The organism is Sphingomonas sp. AP28 (assembly GCF_056680455.1).
Genome location: NZ_CM155283.1, coordinates 780,823 through 796,501 on the forward strand (window position 1 = coordinate 780,823; position 15,679 = coordinate 796,501).

The window sequence follows — 15,679 nt, forward strand, 5'->3', positions numbered from 1 at the left end:
GGATGCGCAACGAAAAAGCCGCGCCCGCCTGATGGCGGACGCGGCTTTCGAAAACCCTACGGAATCCTGAGGATCAGTAGCGATAATGATCCGGCTTGAACGGGCCCTCGACCGGCACGCCGATGTAGCCGGCCTGCTTGTCCGAGAGCTTCGACAGCTTCACGCCAAGCTTCTCGAGGTGGAGCATCGCGACCTTCTCGTCGAGGTGCTTCGGCAGGACGTAGACTTCGTTCTTGTAGTTCTCGCCCTTGGTCCAGAGCTCGATCTGCGCGAGCGTCTGGTTGGTGAACGAGGCCGACATCACGAACGACGGGTGGCCGGTGGCGCAACCGAGGTTCACCAGGCGACCCTTCGCCAGGATGATGATCTGCTTGCCGTCCGGGAACTTCACCAGGTCGGTGCCGGGCTTCACTTCGGTCCAGTCGTAGTTCGACAGCGCGGCGATCTGGATCTCCGAGTCGAAGTGGCCGATGTTGCAGACGATCGACATCGGCTTCATCGCCTTCATGTGATCGGCGGTGATGACGTCGGCGTTGCCGGTCGCGGTGCAGAAGATGTCGGCGCGCTTCACGGCCTCTTCCATCGTCACGACCTCGAAGCCCTCCATCGCCGCCTGCAGTGCGCAGATCGGATCGACTTCGGTGACCATCACGCGCGCGCCGCCGTTGCGGAGCGACTGGGCCGAACCCTTGCCGACGTCACCGAAGCCGGCAACGCAGGCGACCTTGCCGGCGAGCATGACGTCGGTCGCGCGACGGATCGCGTCGACCAGCGATTCCTTGCAGCCGTAGAGGTTGTCGAACTTCGACTTGGTGACCGAGTCGTTGACGTTGATCGCCGGGAACGGCAGCTCGCCCTTCTTGGCGATCTCGTACAGGCGGTGGACGCCCGTGGTGGTCTCTTCCGAGACGCCCTTCAGGTTCTTGACGGTCTCGGTCAGGTAGCCGGGGTTCTTCGCGACGTACGCCTTGAGCGCGCGCTGCATCTCGACCTCTTCCTCGTTCTCGGGCTCGGGCATCGTGTGGCCGGCTTCGAGCTTGGCACCCCAGAGCGCGAACATCGTCGCGTCGCCGCCGTCATCGAGGATGATGTTGGCGGTCTGGCCCTCGACGTCGCGATCCCACGAGAAGATGTCGCCGACGTAGTTCCAGTAATCCGCAAGGCTCTCGCCCTTGATCGCGAACACCGGCACGCCGGTCGCGGCGATCGCGGCGGCGGCATGGTCCTGCGTCGAGAAGATGTTGCAGGTCGCCCAGCGAACATCGGCGCCGAGCGCGGTCAGCGTCTCGATCAACACGGCGGTCTGGATCGTCATGTGCAGCGAACCGGTGATGCGCGCGCCCTTGAGCGGCTGTGCTGCGCCGAATTCGGTGCGCAGCGACATCAGGCCGGGCATTTCGGTCTCGGCGATGTTGATCTCGGCGCGGCCGAAATCGGCGAGGCTGATGTCGGCGACGACGTAGTCGGTCGCATTGCCGGACTGCGCGGGGGCGAGGGTGGTGGCCACGATGGGTCTCCTGGAAATTCTGTGATCGGCGAGCCTCATGCCCGTGCCGGATGTGGGGTCACTTAGGGGATCAGGGGGCCCAAATCAAATATAAAGATATCTTTATATGATGCTCGGGGATGCCGTTCGCGTTAGCTGCACTGCCCTTCTTCGACTCCCCTCCCTGGAAGGGAGGGGTTGGGGGTGGGTCGGTTTGAGGCGTGTGCAGAGCCAGCCAACCGGCCGCCCCCGCCAGCCCCTCCCTTCCAGGGAGGGGGGAAGATTAGGCCCTGCCCGTCTCTGCGACGAGCAACCGCGGATCCACGCCGGCCTGCGCGAAGGCCATCGTCCACCGATCCTCCGCAGCGGTATCGAACAGCAATTCGGTGTCGCCGAGCACGTTGAACCAGCCTGGCCGCGACAGCTCACCCTCGAGCTGCCCGCCATCCCAACCGGCATAGCCAAGCGCCACTACCCATTCCGACGGTCCCTTCCCTTCCGCGATCGCGCGCAGAACGTCGACCGTGCTCGACAGCTTCCACCGCCCGGCGACGTCGACCGAGTCCTGCCCGCCCCAGTCGGACGAGTGCACCACGAACCCGCGCCGAGGCTCGACTGGCCCGCCGAAATGCACCGGTGCGTTGGGCGCATCGCCCGGCTCGATCCCGAACTGTTCGAGCAGATCGTGGAAGCCCAGCCCGTCGATAGTCGCGCCGATCCCGATGCCGATCGCGCCATTCTCGTCATGGCTGCACATCGCGATGACCGCGCGGGCGAACCGCGGGTCGCTCATCCCCGGCATCGCGAGCAGGAATTGTCCGGAAAGAAAGGGCGTCTTGTCCATGCGTTCGACCATAGCGACGCGCACGATCGCCCGCCACGCTTGAAATACGCGCGCCCGCGTCCAAGGTACGGCTCGCCCGCGACCAACGCGCGGCGATAGGAGATTTCAGATGACGATCAGCGTCGGCGACCGGCTTCCCACCACCACCCTCGTCAAGGCGACCGCAGACGGCCCCGACCAGGTCGATACCGACAGCTTCTTCAAGGGCCGCAAGGTCGCGCTGTTCGCGGTGCCTGGCGCATTTACGCCGACCTGCTCGGCCAAGCACCTCCCCGGTTTCGTCGAGAAGGAAGCCGAGCTCAAGGCCAAGGGCATCGATGAGGTCGCCTGCGTCTCGGTCAACGACGCGTTCGTGATGGGCGCATGGGGCAAGTCGGCAGGCGCCGGCGACATCACGCTGCTGGCCGACGGCAATGGCGATTTCGCCAAGGCGATCGGGCTTACGATGGACGGCTCGGGCTTCGGCATGGGGACGCGTAGCCAGCGTTACTCGATGCTGGTCAATGACGGCGTGGTCGAGCAGCTGAACGTCGAGGCCCCGGGCGAGTTCAAGGTGAGTTCGGCCGAACATCTCCTGAGCGAAATCTGACCTCTTAGAGTCCTCCCCCGCCAGGGGGAGGTGGCTGGCGCCTGCCAGACGGAGGGGGAGGAATGGGCAACATCTGTTCCGTGCCCTCCCCCTCCGTCACCTTCGGCGACACCTCCCCCTGGCGGGGGAGGATTCGAAGAAGCCGGTGGTCTTGCCACCGTAACGTCCGCCACCTAACACTGCCCGATGACAATCGCATCCGACCTCGTCGCCGACCTCGACCGCCTCTACCGCGCTTCCGTCGAGCGCCTTCAAGCCGCGATGAGCGCTTATATCGCCGACGGCACGACGCCCGATCCCGCCAGCCGCACCGACGGCTCGTTCGCCTATCCCGAAATCCGGTTGACCTATAAGGGCGGCGTCGATCGCCCGACCCCGCTGCGGTCGTTCGGCCGTCTGGTCAACGCGGGCGAATACCGCATCAGCGTCACCAAGCCCGCGATCTTCGCCGAATACCTGACCGAACAGCTGACGCTGCTGATCGAGGATTACGATGTCACCGTCGAAGCGGTCGAGGGTCGCCAGGAAATCCCGTTCCCCTATGTGATCGAGCCCGGCCACGCGCTGAGCCTCGACGAGGTTTCCGCGACCGAATTGTCGCGCCACTTCCCCGCGACCGAACTCGCGCATATCGGCGACGAGATCGCCGATGGCCTCTGGGTCGCCAACGACGAGACACGTCCACTCGCGCTGTTCGACGGCCTGCGCACCGATTTCAGCCTCGCCCGCCTCCGCCACTACATGGGCACGCCCGCCGAGCACGCGCAGCGCTTCGTGCTGTTCACCAACTATCACCGCTATGTCGACGAGTTCGTCCGCTGGGCCGGCACGCAGCTTGGCGAAGGCTCGCGCTTCACCAGCCTGTCGGGCGCGGGCGGGATCACGATCTCGTCGGGCGACGATATCGACAAGATCATCTCCGACAGCGCCTGGCGTCGTCACCAGATGCCTGCCTATCACCTGATGGCAGACGACCGCACCGGCATCACGCTGGTCAACATCGGCGTGGGCCCCTCGAACGCGAAGACGATCTGCGACCATCTCGCGGTATTGCGTCCCGAGGCATGGCTGATGATCGGTCATTGCGGCGGGTTGCGGCCGAGCCAGCGGATCGGCGATTACGTCCTCGCGCACGCGTATCTGCGCGACGACCATGTCCTCGACGACGTCCTGCCCCCCGAAATCCCGATCCCCGCGATCGCCGAAGTCCAGCTCGCGATGGCCAAGGCGGCGGAGATCGTCTCGGGTCAGTCGGGCGAGGAGCTCAAGCGTCGGCTCCGCACCGGCACGATCGTCACGACAGACGATCGCAACTGGGAACTTCGTTACTCGAAGTCCGCACTCCGCTTCTCGCTCAGCCGCGCGGTTGGCATCGACATGGAATCCGCGACGATCGCGGCGCAGGGCTATCGCTTCCGCGTCCCCTACGGCACGCTGCTTTGCGTCTCGGACAAGCCGCTCCACGGCGAATTGAAGCTGCCGGGCCAGGCCAACCGTTTCTACGAACGCGCGATCAGCGAGCATCTGCGGATCGGGATCGAGACGTGCGAGCAACTCCGCCTGGAAGGGTCGAAGCTCCACAGCCGCAAGCTCCGCGCGTTCGATGAGCCGCCTTTCCGGTAAAGGGGGCGGCTGAAAATCGGAGCGGATCGCACGGGAATGCGTTACGCTTCCGGAATCATTGCTGAGGGAAGATAGAAGTGGCCGACACCGACACGCCCGATACGGAAGCAAAGAAGCCCGTCACCCGCCGCCGTGCGCCGCGCAAGACGAGCGCGCCGAAGGCGGCACCGGCGGCGACGTCGTCCGCCAAGCCGGCCGCATCCAAACCGGTACCGGTCGCGAAGCCCATCGCGGACAAGCCCATGGCTGCCGTGCCTTCGAAGCCTGCCGCCAAGCCTGCGCCAAAGCCACGCTCGACCAAGCGCAGCACGCCGCGCCCGGTGCCCGCGCGTAACGCGGTAGCGCTCGTCCCGGTCGCCAAGCCCCCGGAAAAGACCCGCGGCAAATGGGGTGCGGCCGCGATCTTCAGCGGTGTCGCGGTTGCCGGAGCGGCGGTTGGCGCGCTGCTGACCTTGCGTGGGAGCACGCCCAAGGCACCATCAACGCCCAAGCCGAAGGGCAAGCACGCGCATCAGGCTGACGGGGCGGATTCGTCGAAGTCGTTTGATGCGGGCATCGCCGATCCGGGGACGGTTCCGGAGTAAGCATCCCACTGCATTCCCCATATTGAGACACCACCCCGGCGAAGGCCGGGGCCCAGTTGGGAGACGTCGCCAACGGAGCGATGAGCTTAGTTACTCAAGACGTTCCAACTGGGCCCCGGCCTTCGCCGGGGTGGGGCTAGACGGAAAGTCCCACCTTTCTCGTTCCCCCGCGGAGGCGGGGGCCCAGCTAAAACCATGGAAGCGTTCGTAACCCTGGGCCCCCGCCTTCGCGGGGGAACTAGAAGGTGACGGGCAAGAGCCCCTCACCACCCAGTCGGCTTCCCCTTGTTCTGTACGTCCAGCCAAGCCTTCAACGGCGCGAAATACTCGACCAGCGCCGCACCCGACATCTCCCGGCTCCCGGTGAACACCTGCAACGCATCCGGCCAGGGCTTCGACTGCCCCATGCTCAGCATCGCGTTCAGCTTCGTGCCGACGTCCTTGTTGCCGTAGAAGGAACAGCGGTGCAGCGGCCCCTTCCAGCCCGACTGCTCGCACGCCGCCTTGTAGAACTGGAACTGCAGCACCCGCGCCAGGAAGTACCGCGTATACGGCACCGCCGCCGGGATATGGTATTTGGCGCCAGCGTCGAACTTGGTCTCGTCACGCGCGACCGGCGGCTTGATGCCCTGATACTGGAGCCGCAACGCATCCCACGCCGCCTGATACCCAGTCGCCGGGATCTGACCCGAGAACACCCCCCAACGCCACTTATCGATCAGCAGCCCGAACGGCAGGAACGCGACCTTGTCCATCGCCTGGCGCAGCAGCAGCCCGATGTCCTTGTCCGCGCTCGGCACCTTCGCCTGGTCGAGCAGGCCTATCTTCACCAGGTAATCCGGCGTGATCGACAGCGCGACGGTATCGCCGATCGCCTCGTGGAAGCCGTCGTTCGCGCCGTTCGCATAAAGAAACGGCTGTGCCTTGTACGCGCGCTGATAGTAATTGTGGCCGAGCTCGTGGTGGATCGTGACGAAGTCGTCGGCGTTCACCTTCGTGCACATCTTGATCCGGATATCGTCCTTGGCGTCGATGTCCCACGCCGATGCGTGACAGATCACGTCGCGGTCGGCAGGCTTGGTGATCTGCGACCGCTTCCAGAACGTCTCCGGCAACGGCGCGAAGCCAAGCGACGAATAGAAGCCCTCGCCCTGCTTCACCATCTTCAGCGGATCATAGCCCTTGGTCTTGAGCAGATCGCCGGTGTCGAAGCCCAGATCCCCCGCGCCCTTGGGTGCGACGATGTCGTAGATGTTGCCCCATTCCTGCGCCCACATGTTGCCGAGCAGGTCGCTGCGGATCGGCCCGGTCTTTGCCTGCACCGCGTCGCCGTATTTCTCGTTCAGCTTCCACCGCGTATAGGTGTGGAGCGCCATGTATAGCGGCTCGACCTGCTTCCAGATCGTGTCGGTCAGGGCCGCGAACTGCTCGGGCGTCATGTCGTAGCCCGAGCGCCACAACGCGCCGACATCCTTGTAGCCAAGCTCGCGCGCGCCCTCGTTCGAGATCGCGGTCATCTTCGCATAGTCGCCGCGCATCGGCGCGCCGACCTTGTCGTTCCAGCTCGTCCACATCTCGGTCAGCTTGGCCGGATCGCGCGTCGAACCCATCGCCGCCTCGATGTCGGAGCCGTTGATCGGCTTGCCGTCGAGCGTCCCCATGCCCTTGCCGTAGGACGACGACATCTTGGTGGTCAGCGTCGACAGTTCCTCGGACGCCCCTGCCCGCGTCGGCGCCGGCAGCGTCAGCCCGCCGCGCAGCAGATCGAGCTTGCGCTTCGTATCGAACGACAGCCCCGGCAGCGACGCATAGCGCGCGGCGCCGAGCGCGTACTTCACCCCTAGATCGGTCATCTCCGCACCCGACTTCGCCGCCAGCGCGTCGGTGTCGTCGGTAATGTACGTCGCGTTCACCCACGCCACGCGGTTGGCGTCGAGCGAGGCCGCTGCCATCGCCTTCTCCGCCTCAGCGACGAACGCATCGGCCTGCGCGACGGTCGGCTTGCCGGTGGCGGCGGGTGCTGCAGTCTGGGCCTGCACGATGGACGGCACGGCGATCGCGCACGCGAGCGCGATCAGAGAGACGGTACGGATCATGATCTTCCCCTGGATTATGCGCCCAGAGTGATGGCCAGCCGTCGCCTGGTCAACCGCCCAGGACCCAATCTTCGCAATCCTCCCCGCAAGGGGGAGGTGGCGCCGAAGGCGACGGAGGGGGAGGAACGCGCAACGGAGGTGGTCGCTTACCTCCCCCTCCGTCTGGCAAAAGCCAGCCACCTCCCCCTTGCGGGGGAGGATCGAGGACAGGCCGTCAGCCTGCCAGAAAGTCTGCGATCGCCTGGCCGAGTTCGGGCTTCACCACCGCGCTCATATGACCGCCGGGGGTCTCGACATATTTCCCGTTCGGCAGCGCCGCCGCGAGATCGGGCGCCGACCCGTTATCCTGATCCTCGCCCCCACAAACCACTAAGGTCGGCTGCCGGATAGCCTTTACGCTGTCCAGCGGCGTGTCGACGAACGTCTCGAGAATACCGAGCAACGCGACCGGATCGCCGCCCGTCGTCTTCAGGAACGCCTCCGCCAGCCACTCCGGCGTACCCTGCACATGCTGCCCCAGCTTGGTCAGAATATTCCGGAAATGCCCGGCGCGGCGCGACGTCTGGGTAAGTCCTTCGAGACCCATGCCCGAGAAGATCACCCGCCGCGGCGTTGCGCCCGTCGCCAGCATCCGCGACGTCGTCCGCGCACCCAGCGAATAGCCGCCAAGATCATACTCCGTCAGCCCGAGATGCGCGATCAGCGCGTGGCCGTCCTGCGTCAGTGCATCCGCCGGATATGCTTCAAGCCCGTGCGGCTTGTCGCTTTCGCCGTGCGCGCGCAGGTCCGGCATGATTACCCGGAAGCCCTTGGCCGCGATCTTCGCGGCGTGGCCGTAGCGGATCCAGTTGGTCTTTGCGTCGGAGAAATAGCCGTGGATCAGGACTACCGCGCGCCCCTCGCCGACCTCGCGCCACGCGAGGCGCGTGCCGTCGAAGCTCTCGAAAAATTGCGTCTCGGTCGGGGTGCTGGCCACGGTCACATCCTGCGTTGGTTCGCCGCCAAGTCGTGTCCGCCGCCGCCCGAGTCAACCCGCGCTCGCTTCACCGACTTCGAGCGACCCTGGGCTCCAAACGAAAACGGGCGACCCGAAGGCCGCCCGTTCCCGACACCAAACCGTTGGGATCAGAACTGATAGCCGATCCCACCCGATGCACCGGCACGGCCCTGCGAGTCGTAGGTGCCGCTCAGCTTGACGACGGTGTGACCGTCGCTGAACGCCTTCGACATGCCGACCGCGACCGCCGACTGGCCGGCATAGGTGCCGCCACCCATCGCGATCATGCCCTTGCCCGCCTCGTAAGCCTGCGGCAGTCCGGCCGCGGCCAGCGCGTTAGACGTTCCCGCGAAACTGTCCCGGCGGACGTTGCGCAAGTCGAAGTCCAGCGCCGCGATCCGTCCGTCGGTATAGGCGTTGGCCTGCGTCACCGCCGAGTTCATGCCCGAATTCAGCTGCCCGAGATTGACCGCGTCGGTGGTCGATACGCCCGCCGCGACGTTGCTCAGCACGGTCGCCTGACCGCCTGCGTTGAACGTCACGTTGGTACGCGAGGGGCCGTATTGCACCGAGTTGCTACCCATTGCGAGCGCGCTGTTCGCGGTGCCCTGCGCCGTCGCGACCGCCTGGTTGGTAGTGTAGAGCTGCCCACCGTTCACCGCTTCGGCCGACCCCGCCGCAACCGTGCCCGCGGCCACGTTGGCGATCGTCACCGGCGCCGCCGCATTGCCGCCCGCCAGCGTCACGGTGTTGGTCCGCGCGCCGTTCGCGTCGGTGTTGTACGACACCGCATTCGCCGCCGTCAGCGCCAAGGCGTAGACCTGACCGCCATTGACCGCGTCGGTCGAGCCGGCCGCGATCGAGCCGCCGGCGACGTTGTGCAGCCCGACCGGACCGGCCGCCGCACCGACTAGCGTCAGGTCGTTGGTCTTCGTGCCACCGTTCGGCGTGGTGGCGCTGCCGGCGTTGGAGTATTGCACCGGCCCGGTCGCACCGTTGCTGATCTGGTTGCCCAGGTTGGTGATCGCGGTCGTGTTGTTCGCCACCTGCGTGTTGGTCGCCGCAAGCTGCGCGCCGTTGACCGCTTCGGTCGACCCGGCGGCGACGTTGCCGGCGGCGACGTTGGAGATGACCGTCCCGCCGGCACCGCCGAGCGTGATCGCGTTCTTCGTGCCGTTGTCGTACTGGACGGTGGTGGTGCCGAGCGCCGCGACCTGCGCCGCGACGCCTGCGACCTGGCCGACATTGGCGGCATCCGTTGCTGCCGTGCCTGCCGCCACGTTGGTGATCTGGCGAGCGCCACCGGCGGACCCGACCGACACTTCGCCGACCGAGTTCTGCAGGCCGGCCAGCCCGAGCGCGGCATAGCCGAGCGTCCCGCCACGCAGTGCCGAGGATCCGGTGCCGATCGCGACGCTATTGTTCGCGGTCGCGGTCGCTTCCGGCCCGATCGCGATGCTGTCGGTGCCCGTCACGACGCTGTCGCCGCGGGTCGAGAGGACCCGGAAATACCGGATGCCCGCGCCGCCGTTGATCGCGCCATCGACCGCGTCGAAGACCGACTGCACGTTGCCATATTGCACCCCGCCGAACCCGATCGAGGCGAGCACGCGGTTAGTTGCCGCGTCGTAGCTCGACAGGCCACCCAGACCCGCCGCGACGCTGGTGCCGAGCCCAACGAGCTGCCCGCCGTTGACCGCTTCGGTCGACCCTGCCGCGAGCGTTCCCGCTGCGACGTTGCCGAGCACGACCGGCGCGTTGCCTGCCCCACCGAACGTCACGCGCGTCCGGGTCGGATCGTCATACTGCACCGACAGCGCGGCGAGATTGCCGACCTGGCCGGAGACGGTTGCCAGCTGGCCGCCATTGACCGCATCGGTCGAGCCGGCCGCGACCACGCCGTTGCCGACATTGTGCAAGGCGACGGCACCAGCGGCACCCCCGACCAGCGTCACGTCGTTCGACGGCACGCCTCCGTTCGGGGTGGTCGGTGCGCCTGCGCTCGAATATTGGAGCGCACCGATCGCGCCATTCGCGATGCTCGTCGTCAGGTTGGTGACGTTGGTATTGGTCGCGAACAGCTGGCTGCCGTTGACCGCCTCGGTCGAGGTCGCGCCGAGCGTCCCTGCCGCGACGTTGCCAATCACGACGGGCGCCGCACCGGTCCCTACGCCGCCGAGCGTGATCCGCGACCGGCCGATATCGTCATACTGCACCGCCAGCGCCGACAGTCCGCTCACCTGCCCGGAAACGCTCGCGAGTTGCCCGCCATTGACCGCGTCGGTCGAACCGGTCGCGACGACGCCGTCGGCGACGTTGTGCAGCCCGACCGGGCCGGCAGCCGCACCGACGAGCGCGACATCGTTGCTCGGCACGCCGCCATTGGGCGTGGTCGGCGTCGCGGCATTCGAATATTGCACCGCGCCGATCCCGCCATTGGCGATGTTGGTCGTGAGGTTGGTGAGCGCCGTATTCGTGTTGGTGACGTTGGCGTTGGTCGTGAACAACTGGCTGCCATTCACCGCCTCGGTCGAGGTCGCGCCGAGCGTCCCCGCCGCGATGTTGCCGAGCACGACCGGTGGTGCGCCCGCTCCCCCGAAGGTCACCCGCGACCGGCTGAGATCGTCATACTGCACCGCCAAACCGTTCAGCGTGCCGACCTGCCCCGAGACCAGGGCAAGCTGACCACCATTGACCGCGTCGGTCGAACCCACCGCGACAGTGCCGTCCGCGACATTGTGCAGAGCGACCGCGCCGGCGGCACCACCCACCAGCGTCGCATCGTTCGACGGCACGCCACCGTTCGGCGTAGTCGGTGCACCTGCGCTGGAATATTGCAGCGCACCGATCGCACCATTGGCGATGTTGGTCGTCAGGTTGGTGACGTTGGTGTTGGTCGCGAACAGCTGGCTGCCGTTGACCGCGTCGGTCGAGGTGGCACCTAGCGTTCCCGCCGCGACGTTGCCGATCGCCACCGGTGCCGCACCGACGCCGCCCAGAGTCACGCGGGCGCGGGTCGCATCGTCATACTGGACCGCCAGCGTGTTGAGCGTTCCGACCTGATCGACGACCGTCGACAGCTGACCGCCGTTGACCGCATCGGTCGATCCCGTCGCGACGACACCCGCAGCGACATTGTGCAGCCCGACCGGCCCTGCAGCCGCACCGACCAGCGCGACGTCGTTGCTCGGCACGCCGCCATTCGGCACCGTCGGCGCCGCGGCGTTCGAATACTGGACGGCGCCGATGCCGCCATTGCTGATGTTGGTGGTCAGGTTCGTCAGCGCGGTGTTGGTGTTGGTGAGGTTGGTATTGGTCGCGAACAGCTGGCTACCGTTCACGGCGTCGGTCGAAGTCGCCCCAAGCGAGCCTGCCGCGACGTTGCCGAGCGCGACCGGCGCCGCGCCGGTGCCGACCCCGCCGAGCGTCGCGCGGGTGCGCGTCACGTCATCATACTGCACGGCGAGCCCGGCCAGCGTGCCGACCTGGTCCGTCACAGTCGACAATTGCCCGCCATTGACGGCGTCGGTCGATCCGGCGGCAACGACGCCATTGGCGACATTGTGCAGCCCGACCGGTCCGGCCGCGACACCGACCAGCGCGGCGTCGTTGGAGGGAACGCCGCCATTCGGGACTGTCGGCGCTGCGGCGCTGGAATATTGCAGCGCGCCGATCGCGCCGTTGCTGATGTTCGTCGCCAGGTTCGAGACGTTGGTGTTGGTCGCGAACAGCTGGCTGCCGTTGACGGCGTCGGTCGAGGTCGCGCCGAGCGTGCCTGCCGCGACGTTGCGGAGCGCGACCGGGGCCGCACCGGTGCCGGCACCGGCCAGCGTCACGCTTGCCTTACTCGCATCGTCATACTGGACCGCACCGGTGGAGAGCGTGCCGATCTGCGCCTGCACGCCGGTGAGCTGCGCGACGTTGACCGCATCGGTGGCCGCCGAGCCCGCAGCGACGTTGGTGATCTGTCGCTCCGCACCGGGTGCGCCCACCGAGACCTCGCCAACCGAAGTCTGCGCGACGGTGCCCAGGCCGACGGCGCCGTAGCCTGCCAGCGGTCCACGGTCGGCGCGGCTTAATGCGCCAAGTGCGACACCGTTCACGCCGGTGGCGCTCGCATCGGTGCCCAACGCAATCGCCCCGGTTGCATCCACGCCCACGTTCGCGCGCGTGCCTAGCGCAATCGCGCCGACTGCACCCGCACGTACGGTCGCGCTCGTGCCCAACGCGACCGATTCCGTCGCCGTAATGGCCGTGCTTGCCGCATTGCCGAACGCGACCGAGTTCACTTCGCCCGCCGAGGCGTCGGCCCCGGGACTGCCGAGTCCGGTGATCCGGTTGCCGCCTATCGAGATACCCGCCGTGTTGCGTAACGAGAAGCTGTCCGCCTGCGTATCGCAGCGATCGGCCGGCCCGACGATCTGCCCTTTCGAGTTCAAGACCTGCAGCGTGATGTTCTTGCCGGTTGCGGCGTTGTCCAGCAGTCCGTCGGCATCGAGGCTGAGGTCTGGCGTCGTGACGTCAACGTTCACCAGGGGGAGCAGCGCGAGGACCCTCACGCTCGAGAGTGCGCCGTTGATGGTGCTTTGAGTCGGCGCGACGATGCCGTTGAGTACCGGGCGAAGGATTTCCGTGACCGCCGATGGCGGCAGGCTGACGCCCGAACATGCGCTGACCAGGTTTGGGACGGGCGCCGTCTGTGCGGCCGCCGACTGCGCGGCAAACAGCGACGTGGTTGCCAGCCCGATCAGCGAAACGCCGTCTCGCAAGCGGCGCAAGGCGCGAGAACGCATCACGGACTGCAAAGCGGGAGACGGTGCCGTCGCGTCGACCCCAGTCGACGTCACAGCGTCACGAACATGCGGGCGAACAAATGCGTCAGTCATCAAACAACCCTCCACTGACGACTGCAACAGCAGCCAAAACTTCCCGGATCGTCGACATCAGGATCGACTACCGGAACGGGAGCATGTTCACCCTGACAATACTAACAGCAGGTTACTGTAATAAATAAGAACAGTGCAGGAACCACTACAGTCCATCTCTGTTATTGCCCTAACTTAAAATCATTATGGTCTTTGATCAAAACCGTTATTGTTTTGCTCGATACGTCATTTGCTGTGTAAGTACCGGAACAGCCGATTTTGACAGTTAATATGCCAACCCGATTTGGGGTTTATCTCGGAACATTGATTGGAACTGACCGGGAATGGTTCGGCCGCCACGCGCCGCCGATTTTTCGTGTCGCCGGCACGAATCGCAAAAACCGCGCCGTCACCTTGGGTGACGACGCGGTCAGGACGCCGAGTTCGGACGGGATGCGGGGCCGCGACGGCCCGCGCGAATCAGGCCTTCTGCAAATGCCGACGCCCGAGCAGTTCCGCGATCTGCACCGCATTGAGCGCCGCGCCCTTGCGGAGGTTGTCGCTGACGCACCACAGGTTGAGGCCGTTCTCGACGGTCGGATCCTCACGCACGCGGCTGATGTACGTCGCGAAGTCGCCGACGCACTCGATCGGCGTGATGTACCCCCCGTCCTCGCGCTTATCGACCAGCATGATGCCGGGTGCCTCGCGGAGGATGTTCTGCGCTTCCTCGGCCGAGATCTCGTTTTCGAACTCGATGTTGATCGCTTCGGAATGGCCGACGAACACCGGCACGCGGACGCACGTCGCGGTGACCTTGATCTTCTTGTCGAGGATCTTCTTGGTCTCGACGACCATCTTCCACTCTTCCTTGGTCGAGCCGTCGTCGAGGAAGCTGTCGATGTGCGGGATCACGTTGAACGCGATCTGCTTGGTGAACAGCTTGGGCTCGGCCGGATCACCGACGAAGATGTTGCGGCTCTGCTCGAACAGCTCGTCCATCCCCGCCTTGCCCGCGCCCGACACCGACTGGTAGGTCGAGACGACCACGCGCAGGATCTTCGCGGCGTCGTGCAGCGGCTTCAGCGCGACGACCATCTGCGCGGTCGAGCAGTTGGGGTTGGCGATGATGTTGCGGACCTTGTAGCCGTCGATCGCCTCGGGGTTCACCTCGGGCACGATCAGCGGCACGTCGGGGTCCATGCGATACAGCGACGAATTGTCGATCACGACGCAGCCTGCGGCGGCAGCGATTGGCGCGTAGATCGCCGAACCCTCGGAGCCGATCGCGAACAGCGCCATGTCCCAGCCGTTCCAGTCGAAATGCTCGATGTTCGTGCATTTGATCTGCTTGCCGGTGTCGCCATAGTCGACCATCAACCCCTGGCTGCGCGACGACGCGACGCAAGCGATCTCGTCCGCCGGAAACTCGCGTTCCGCCAGGATGTTGAGGATCTCACGCCCGACATTGCCGGTCGCGCCTGCGACCACCACCCGATAACCCATGTCATAACTCCGATTGGACTTGGGGCGGGCAGTACCGACGTTGCGCGGCGAGGTCCAACGGCTTTCGACTTGTTGCGTGGATAGGGGGAGTTTCGGGGGAGTGGATCGCAACGACCGTTGCACCTGCTTCGTTGTTCCCCCGCGAAGGCGGGGGTCCAGACTGGGCTCCCGCCTTCGCGGGAGAACACGCTAGCTTGGCGAGATGGACAGCATCTGCCCCAGAAGTGGCACCACCCCGGCGGAGGCCGGGGCCCAGTTGGGGGACGTTGCTAACTGAGCGCTGCGGTCCTTTACTGCGACCTTTCCAACTGGGCCCCGGCCTTCGCCGGGGTGGTGGTTAGGGAAGGTGCACAGCTAGATCCGCCCCGCTCAGTCGTGCGTCCGCGCCTGCCACGTCGCATGCTCGATCCCGTGCACCTTCGCGAGGTGATCCGTGATCGCATCCAGCTCTTCCGCCGGCACGTTCGTCGCCACCAGAGTCGCCGCGATCTCTACCCGGTCCTCCCCCCGCTCGGTTACATCCAGCTCCGCCACCTGCAACTGCGCCGCCTCGAGATGCTCGACCACCAGATCGCCGATCGGCCCCGCATCCCCCGCCGCAACCGTCACCATCACGCTATAGGTAGCCTCGATCGTCCGCCCCTCGGTCGGGATCCGGTTGATCCCGTCGACCAGCGGCCGCAGCGCGGTGTTCGCCAACAGCACCACGAACGTCAGCAACCCCGCCTCCGCGATCATGTCGCTGCCCGCGCACGACCCTACCGCCGCCGAGCACCAGAGCGTTGCCGCGGTGTTGAGGCCGCGGACATTCATGCCCTCCTTCATGATCACGCCCGCGCCGAGGAAGCCGATCCCCGACACGACATAGGCGATGATCCGGATCGACTCGACGTCGCCGCCCAGCCGCTGCCCGAGATCGACGAACGCCGCCGACCCGAGCGCGACCAGCGTGTTCGTCCGCAACCCCGCGGTCCGCTGGCGATATTGCCGCTCCGCCCCGATCAGCGTCCCGAACACGAACGCGGCGATATAGCTCACCACCGTGTCGAGGAACGGCCACAGGTGAAACGTCTCGACGAACCGCACCGG

10 protein-coding genes are annotated in these 15,679 nt (G+C 66.1%); 3 read left to right on the forward strand and 7 right to left on the reverse strand.

Annotated features, from left to right (window positions below; translation table 11 throughout):
• Positions 1-73: 73 nt before the first annotated feature.
• Together ahcY and AC1MH0_RS03425 are read right to left on the reverse strand one after the other, a co-directional pair.
• The gene (gene ahcY, locus AC1MH0_RS03420; RefSeq protein ID WP_107954828.1) at positions 74-1,507 is read right to left on the reverse strand and encodes an adenosylhomocysteinase; all 1,434 of its coding nucleotides are present in this window, start codon (positions 1,505-1,507) and stop codon (positions 74-76) included.
• Between the two features lie 262 nt (positions 1,508-1,769).
• A complete protein-coding gene (locus AC1MH0_RS03425) occupies positions 1,770-2,330 on the reverse strand; it encodes a YqgE/AlgH family protein (RefSeq protein WP_480964728.1) in 561 nt (186 codons plus the stop codon).
• Between the two features lie 109 nt (positions 2,331-2,439).
• Between AC1MH0_RS03425 and AC1MH0_RS03430 the strand changes: the two genes are divergently transcribed.
• The 3 genes from AC1MH0_RS03430 (at position 2,440) to AC1MH0_RS03440 (ending at position 5,126) form a co-directional block, all read left to right on the forward strand.
• Entirely contained in the window at positions 2,440-2,919 is a 480-nt protein-coding gene (locus tag AC1MH0_RS03430) for a peroxiredoxin (protein WP_398456802.1), read from the forward strand.
• Positions 2,920-3,105: 186 nt separating this feature from the next.
• A complete protein-coding gene (locus AC1MH0_RS03435) occupies positions 3,106-4,542 on the forward strand; it encodes an AMP nucleosidase (protein WP_480964729.1) in 1,437 nt (478 codons plus the stop codon).
• A gap of 77 nt (positions 4,543-4,619) precedes the next feature.
• Positions 4,620-5,126, forward strand: a complete 507-nt coding sequence (locus AC1MH0_RS03440; protein ID WP_480964730.1) for a hypothetical protein — start codon at positions 4,620-4,622, stop codon at positions 5,124-5,126.
• 263 nt (positions 5,127-5,389) lie between these two features.
• Here the strand turns inward: AC1MH0_RS03440 and AC1MH0_RS03445 are convergent, their stop codons facing one another.
• The 5 genes from AC1MH0_RS03445 to AC1MH0_RS03465 all read right to left on the reverse strand — a co-directional run bounded on the left by AC1MH0_RS03445 (position 5,390) and on the right by AC1MH0_RS03465 (position 15,676).
• A complete protein-coding gene (locus AC1MH0_RS03445; protein WP_480964731.1) occupies positions 5,390-7,222 on the reverse strand; it encodes a M2 family metallopeptidase in 1,833 nt (610 codons plus the stop codon).
• 214 nt (positions 7,223-7,436) lie between these two features.
• Positions 7,437-8,198, reverse strand: coding sequence for an alpha/beta fold hydrolase (locus AC1MH0_RS03450; RefSeq protein ID WP_480964732.1), 762 nt, complete (start codon positions 8,196-8,198; stop codon positions 7,437-7,439).
• A gap of 149 nt (positions 8,199-8,347) precedes the next feature.
• Positions 8,348-13,012: a beta strand repeat-containing protein gene (locus AC1MH0_RS03455; RefSeq protein WP_480964733.1), complete on the reverse strand. Its 4,665-nt coding sequence runs from the start codon at positions 13,010-13,012 to the stop codon at positions 8,348-8,350.
• Positions 13,013-13,564: 552 nt separating this feature from the next.
• Positions 13,565-14,590, reverse strand: a complete 1,026-nt coding sequence (locus AC1MH0_RS03460) for an aspartate-semialdehyde dehydrogenase (RefSeq protein ID WP_056482153.1) — start codon at positions 14,588-14,590, stop codon at positions 13,565-13,567.
• A gap of 369 nt (positions 14,591-14,959) precedes the next feature.
• Positions 14,960-15,676 carry an MgtC/SapB family protein gene (locus tag AC1MH0_RS03465; protein ID WP_136190373.1) on the reverse strand — a complete coding sequence of 239 codons (717 nt, stop codon included), beginning with the start codon at positions 15,674-15,676 and terminating at the stop codon, positions 14,960-14,962.
• Between the last annotated feature and the right edge of the window lie 3 nt (positions 15,677-15,679).

What these genes read in the sequence shown, in the direction of transcription:
- AC1MH0_RS03430 (WP_398456802.1), top strand. Translation starts at nt 2,440, where the DNA reads ATGACGATCAGCGTCGGCGACCGGCTTCCCACCACCACCCTCGTCAAG.
- AC1MH0_RS03425 (WP_480964728.1), bottom strand. Translation starts at nt 2,330, where the DNA reads ATGGACAAGACGCCCTTTCTTTCCGGACAATTCCTGCTCGCGATGCCG.
- AC1MH0_RS03445 (WP_480964731.1), bottom strand. Translation starts at nt 7,222, where the DNA reads ATGATCCGTACCGTCTCTCTGATCGCGCTCGCGTGCGCGATCGCCGTG.
- AC1MH0_RS03455 (WP_480964733.1), bottom strand. Translation starts at nt 13,012, where the DNA reads ATGCGTTCTCGCGCCTTGCGCCGCTTGCGAGACGGCGTTTCGCTGATC.
- AC1MH0_RS03435 (WP_480964729.1), top strand. Translation starts at nt 3,106, where the DNA reads ATGACAATCGCATCCGACCTCGTCGCCGACCTCGACCGCCTCTACCGC.
- AC1MH0_RS03460 (WP_056482153.1), bottom strand. Translation starts at nt 14,590, where the DNA reads ATGGGTTATCGGGTGGTGGTCGCAGGCGCGACCGGCAATGTCGGGCGT.